Genomic DNA, 4,928 nt, shown 5'->3' on the forward strand with positions numbered 1-4,928 from the left:
AAAGCAATCGTACCATTCACCATAACCAGACGAAGCCCGATGGACGGAGCATCCGGGTGACGCTCATCCGCGCAATCTTGCAGTGCAATTGGATCGAAAAGCACCAAATCGGCTTTATAGCCCCTGGCGACCAGACCGCGGTCGGACAAGCCGAGGCGTTTTGCCCCGCAACTTGTCATTTTTGCTATCAACTGCTCGAGGCTGAGAACCGGTTCCTGCTTCCAATACCGGTCAAGCAGATGCAGGGCGGCTTGATGGCTTCTGGGGTGGGTCTTCCTGCCGGCATAGAGGGCGTCGGTTCCAAAGCACATCAATGGATGGGAGAGAATGCGTTTGATCGAGTCCTGGCTTTGGGTCACATCGGTCATCAAAGCCGATCCCTGTTCCTCGGAAAGCAAGTCAAAAAAGGCTTCATACGGATCCTGATTACGCATTGCAGCAACCTCGGCCATGGTCAAACCCTCATAGCGGGGATTGCTTTGCAGCAGCAGCACCGTAATCTCTTCCCAGCCGCAAAGGGATGCGATGCTGTCCCAGCCCCTGCCCTCCTCCATCATGGTCTTGATGGTGTTTCTCTCGGTTTTGCTGCCAAGGGCTTGCTTCAAATCCGACCTGCTGAGTTTGAGATAGGCAGGAGGAAGCAGGCTGAAAAGACTTGTAGAGCCATACTCGTAGGGATATTGGTCGAACTGGACATCCACGCCCTCCACCCGCGCCTCCTCGATCAGGGAAAGCATGGCTGGAACCAGGTTCTGATTCTTCTTCCCGATGACTTTCAGGTGGCTGATCTGAAGCTTCACCCCGCTTTGGCGGGCAAGGTCGAGAACTTCCTCGATACTGGATAGGATATCCGAGCCCTCACAGCGCATATGTACGCAAAAGAGCCGGTCAAAAGACTTCACCACCGACAATAAAGCCAGCAGCTCCTTGGTGTCTGCAAAGATGCAGGGAGCATAGTACAGTCCGCTGGAAAGCCCGATGCACCCCTCCTCAAGGCTCTGTTGAAGGTAGATGCACATACGCTGGATTTCCTCATCCGTAGCCTTGCGGTTCGCCTTACCCTCCATGGCATGGCTTCGCAGTGCACTGTGTGCCTGCAGGAAGGCCATATTGGTACCGCTTCCCCTCTCTTTGAGCGTCGTAAGATAGGAGCTGAAGGATGGCCACCCCACGTTGGGGTAGTGCCCCAGGACATCGCCGGTAAGTTCAGAAAGAAAGGGGTCGCCCGCTTCAGCGGGAAACACCCCGATCCCGCAGTTTCCGGCGACCTCGGTGGTGATTCCCTGCCCGATTTTCGGTCTCATGGATGGACTGCGGAGTACTTCCAAATCGCTGTGACCATGGATGTCTACAAACCCGGGGCACAACACCAGGTTGCTGCAATCGATGCAAGAGGCATCGTCGATGCTCAAAGGGGGCAGTATGGAAGCAATCCGGTCGGCCTCGATCACCACATCCGCACAAAACGGTGCGGATGCACTGCCATCGACCACCGTTGCGTTGGAGAACACCACCATCAAGATTACTCCCTGCTCCCAAGTTTTGAGCACTCAAATACGAGCATCTGTTCGAGCATCCTCAGTGCATTCTGGTAGTTGCCACGGCTTCTGGTCAGAATCATGGCAGCCTTGAACTCATCCACATGAGCGGCATCGAAGAGACTTGGAGGGAAGCCTGAGCTGATCAACTCCTGAGCGAAAGCCAGGGCGGAGAGCAGAGCGTCGAATCGACCGAACGGCTTGATCCTCAGCAACTCGCCATAGAGGAAGAGCGAGCGTACAACCGGATGCAGATGGGCCCAATCGCGGTCGTATTGGACAAAGAGGGTTTCCATTTGTTGGCCCTTGTCTGCATCAAGATAGGCGACTGGACCCTCATCCTCAATCCCTTGGCACATCATCTGGTACAGCTCTTTCAGTCGCTGCTCACACATCTGAGGCCGGCTTTTGCCTTCAACCGGACCCAAGCCGTACTGATACAGCATTCGCACCAGAATCGACCGGGCATTGAGTGCAAGCAGTTGGATCTCAAACGGCAGGGAAGGAACGAAGCAGCGGTTGTACAGCACAGCCAAGTCCTGGGCATCCACGACAATATCCTCGCTTGCAAAGGCAGTGAGTACATACCGGGTCACCAGGCTATGATAGGAACGAATGAATTGCTGGCGGTCGACTATTTTTTTGAGGCCTTGAGCTTCCGCCTCAAGCCGGGAGAAATCCATTCCCCCGATTCTCAAGTCGTGGTTCTTCATGTGCCTGAGGTGCCTGCCGTCGCCGGGTTTTGGGGCATCGGAGGGAATATTCCAAGCCCAGGAAGTCCTGAGCACCCCGTCGACCCTTCCCTCGGAACAGAGAATGCGAACCCTCCGTTCGGAGATACCCCACTTTTTTGCTGCTTCCTTGGCACTTATGTACATCTTCACCTCACAACAACCATTCCTACTTTGGTGTAATACCATGAATACATGCTCTGTGCAAGGCCGGTCTCCCCGACAAGGGGTTTACCAAACACCCGACAATGGGGATAATTGGTTGGAAAGGGAGAACCTTTCCTATTACACCTGGGAGGCTCTTCATGGACATGTACGATGTTGTCATTGTAGGAAGCGGACCTGCGGGCATGGGCACCGCCTTCACGCTCATCAAGAAACGACCGGATTTAAAAATCCTGATGATCGACCGCGAAAAGGTTTCTACCGGCGGTATGCGCAATGACTGTAAAATGAACTTCACCTACCCAATCGGCTTTCCTGTCGAATATTGGACCGAAGAAACCGCCCAACACTATCTTCAAGAGGTCATCGACTTCCTCAAGCCTTCATTTCTGGAAAAATCGAACATAGAAATGTACCAGAAGCGCGCCGAGCGCCTCGGCTGCACCCTCTTGGAGATCAAGCAGACCCACTTGGGAACCGACGGCGGCCTGCTTCTGATCAAGGAGCTTTTGGCAAGACTGGCCGATGCCGGGGTGCAGCTCTCACTCGGTGAGGCAATGGAGAGTGTGAATGCCGAGGAGCGTTTCATCGTCACCGAGAAACGGGAGATAGGCTATAAGAAGCTTCTGGTCGCCCCTGGCAGAAAGGGTTTTCATTTCCTGCAGGATCTGATGCGCTCCCTTTCAATTCCCTTCATCGACAATATCGTGGACATCGGACTGAGGGTGGAGACGAGAATCGAGCGCTACCCGATCGTACGCGACTACTACGACCCGAAATTCTACTTCCCCGAGAAGGTACGAACCTTTTGCACAAACAGCGGCAATGCCCATGTGGTGCGCGAGCGTTATGCAACCAACCGGGGAGACCAGTGGTACTCGGTCAACGGTCATGCCTTCGCCCCCGACTCCCGTCATGACAATGGCTTGGTCAACTTTGCCATCCTCAAGACGGTACGGTTTACAGCCCCTTTGGCAAGCGGCCAAGCGTTTGCAGAAAATTTGGGGCTGCAAGCGGCACTCATGGGCGGCGGCCAGCCGCTCATGCAGCGGGTTGGAGACTTCCGCCTCGGCTCACGGAGCAAGGAAGCAAGTTTCAGCGACGACCTCTATGATTTTGAACCGACCCTGCGAACCTGCTGCCCCGGCGACATATCCCTGGCGATTCCTGCAAAAATCCTTAGAGCCATCTGGAGGGCGATGAAGAACCTCGATACGATCGTGCCCGGGGTGCTGCATCCCTCCACCATCATGTACTATCCGGAGATCAAGCTCTACGCAAACAAACCAGCCTACCTCGACGAGAACTTCCGTGTCACCGAGGATATCTGGTTTGCAGGGGATGGTGCCGGCACCAGCCGCGGCATCACCGGAGCATGGGCCAGCGGAATCAGGTCGGCAGAGGGGATGCTTGCAACCCTATAGGGTATGATGAAACCGGCTGTTCAGCCAGGTGGAGGCAAGACCGACCCACTGCCTGCAAAGGGGATGGGGAGTTCCGACCTCCTCGGTGCACATGGACAGCCCATGGCTTCCACTCTCAAAGAGATGCAACTCGAACGGCACCTGCTCACGCCTCAAGGAGAGAGCGAGCAGCATGCTGTTCTCCACCGGGACCGAGGCATCGGTGACGGTATGCCAGATGAACATCGGACTTGCCTTGGGATTCACCTGATGCTCCAGACTCATCAGGTCCTTGAGCTTTGCATCGCCGCCGCTGACCCAGCCGATGCTCTCCTGGTGAGCGTACTCACCACTGGTAATCACCGGGTAACAGAGAATGGCGGCATCGGGCCGGTTGTTCTCGTCCCTGATCTCCTGCCTACAGCTGAGCACCTCATGATTGTGAAGAACAGCCAAGGAGGCTGCCAGATGTCCTCCTGCGCTGAAGCCGACGATGGCGATACGTGTTGGGTCGCACATCCACGATAGCGCATGTTCTCGAATCTTGATCAAGGCATCACTTGCTTCAAGCAAAGGATTGAGGTCCTTTGCCTCCTCCTGCACCGAGTAATCCAGGATGAATACGTTGTAGCTCATGTTCAAGAAGTGAAGAGCAACAGGATCGCGCTCGCGTTCAGAGCGGAATCGGTACGCTCCTCCGGGGCAAATGACAACCGACGGCCTGATGTTGCGAATCCCCCCGTCGTTGGTGATATCCTGCAAGTACCCGGTAAGAGGGACCTGGTTCGGCCCCACTGCAATTTGTATGATTCTCATACCGCCTATAGTAGCATATTCTTTGTATCGCCTGCAGCAATTGTGCTGCCATTGGGCCATGAAGCAAGCATTTTCGAACTGGATGAACCCCCCGTTAAGAGAAGCTCCTCCCCTGATCACCGGGATGGTGGTTTTCACCATCGGCCTTTCGCTCTATCCCACCGCCACCTACAGCCAGAACGTCGGTATTGTGACCACCACGAAGGTGATCAACCGCTATACACCTTCACTCTCTGCATTCATTTTGCTCATAGCCGGCTTGGTCCCCAAGTTTT

The 4,928-nt window shown here is 55.0% G+C and carries 5 protein-coding genes; 2 read left to right on the plus strand and 3 right to left on the minus strand.

Features of this window, described 5'->3' with window-relative positions; genetic code table 11:
- Nucleotides 1-1,517: N-acyl-D-amino-acid deacylase family protein (locus tag B3F49_RS05790; RefSeq protein WP_293909676.1), on the minus strand; the 1,517-nt coding region annotated here is incomplete at its 3' end.
- A gap of 5 nt (nucleotides 1,518-1,522) precedes the next feature.
- Nucleotides 1,523-2,416: a hypothetical protein gene (locus B3F49_RS05795; protein ID WP_293909679.1), complete on the minus strand. Its 894-nt coding sequence runs from the start codon at nucleotides 2,414-2,416 to the stop codon at nucleotides 1,523-1,525.
- Between the two features lie 158 nt (nucleotides 2,417-2,574).
- Here B3F49_RS05795 and B3F49_RS05800 point away from each other — a divergent pair, with 158 nt between their 5' ends.
- Nucleotides 2,575-3,858 carry an FAD-dependent oxidoreductase gene (locus tag B3F49_RS05800; protein WP_293909682.1) on the plus strand — a complete coding sequence of 428 codons (1,284 nt, stop codon included), beginning with the start codon at nucleotides 2,575-2,577 and terminating at the stop codon, nucleotides 3,856-3,858.
- Here B3F49_RS05800 and B3F49_RS05805 read toward each other — a convergent pair.
- Entirely contained in the window at nucleotides 3,853-4,653 is an 801-nt protein-coding gene (locus B3F49_RS05805) for an alpha/beta hydrolase (protein ID WP_293893163.1), read from the minus strand. The two genes, B3F49_RS05800 and B3F49_RS05805, sit on opposite strands and share 6 nt — an antisense overlap.
- Before the next feature lie 58 nt (nucleotides 4,654-4,711).
- Between B3F49_RS05805 and B3F49_RS05810 the strand changes: the two genes are divergently transcribed.
- On the plus strand, nucleotides 4,712-4,928 hold a 217-nt coding region (locus B3F49_RS05810), incomplete at its 3' end, for a solute carrier family 23 protein (RefSeq protein ID WP_293909685.1).

Origin of the sequence: Sphaerochaeta sp. UBA5836, assembly GCF_002432845.1 — a bacterium.
In the GTDB taxonomy this organism is placed as follows: Bacteria; Spirochaetota; Spirochaetia; order Sphaerochaetales; family Sphaerochaetaceae; genus Sphaerochaeta.

Excerpts from the sequence above, each read along its gene's own strand:
- B3F49_RS05795 (WP_293909679.1), bottom strand. The coding sequence starts at position 2,416 with ATGTACATAAGTGCCAAGGAAGCAGCAAAAAAGTGGGGTATCTCCGAA.
- B3F49_RS05800 (WP_293909682.1), top strand. The coding sequence starts at position 2,575 with ATGGACATGTACGATGTTGTCATTGTAGGAAGCGGACCTGCGGGCATG.
- B3F49_RS05805 (WP_293893163.1), bottom strand. The coding sequence starts at position 4,653 with ATGAGAATCATACAAATTGCAGTGGGGCCGAACCAGGTCCCTCTTACC.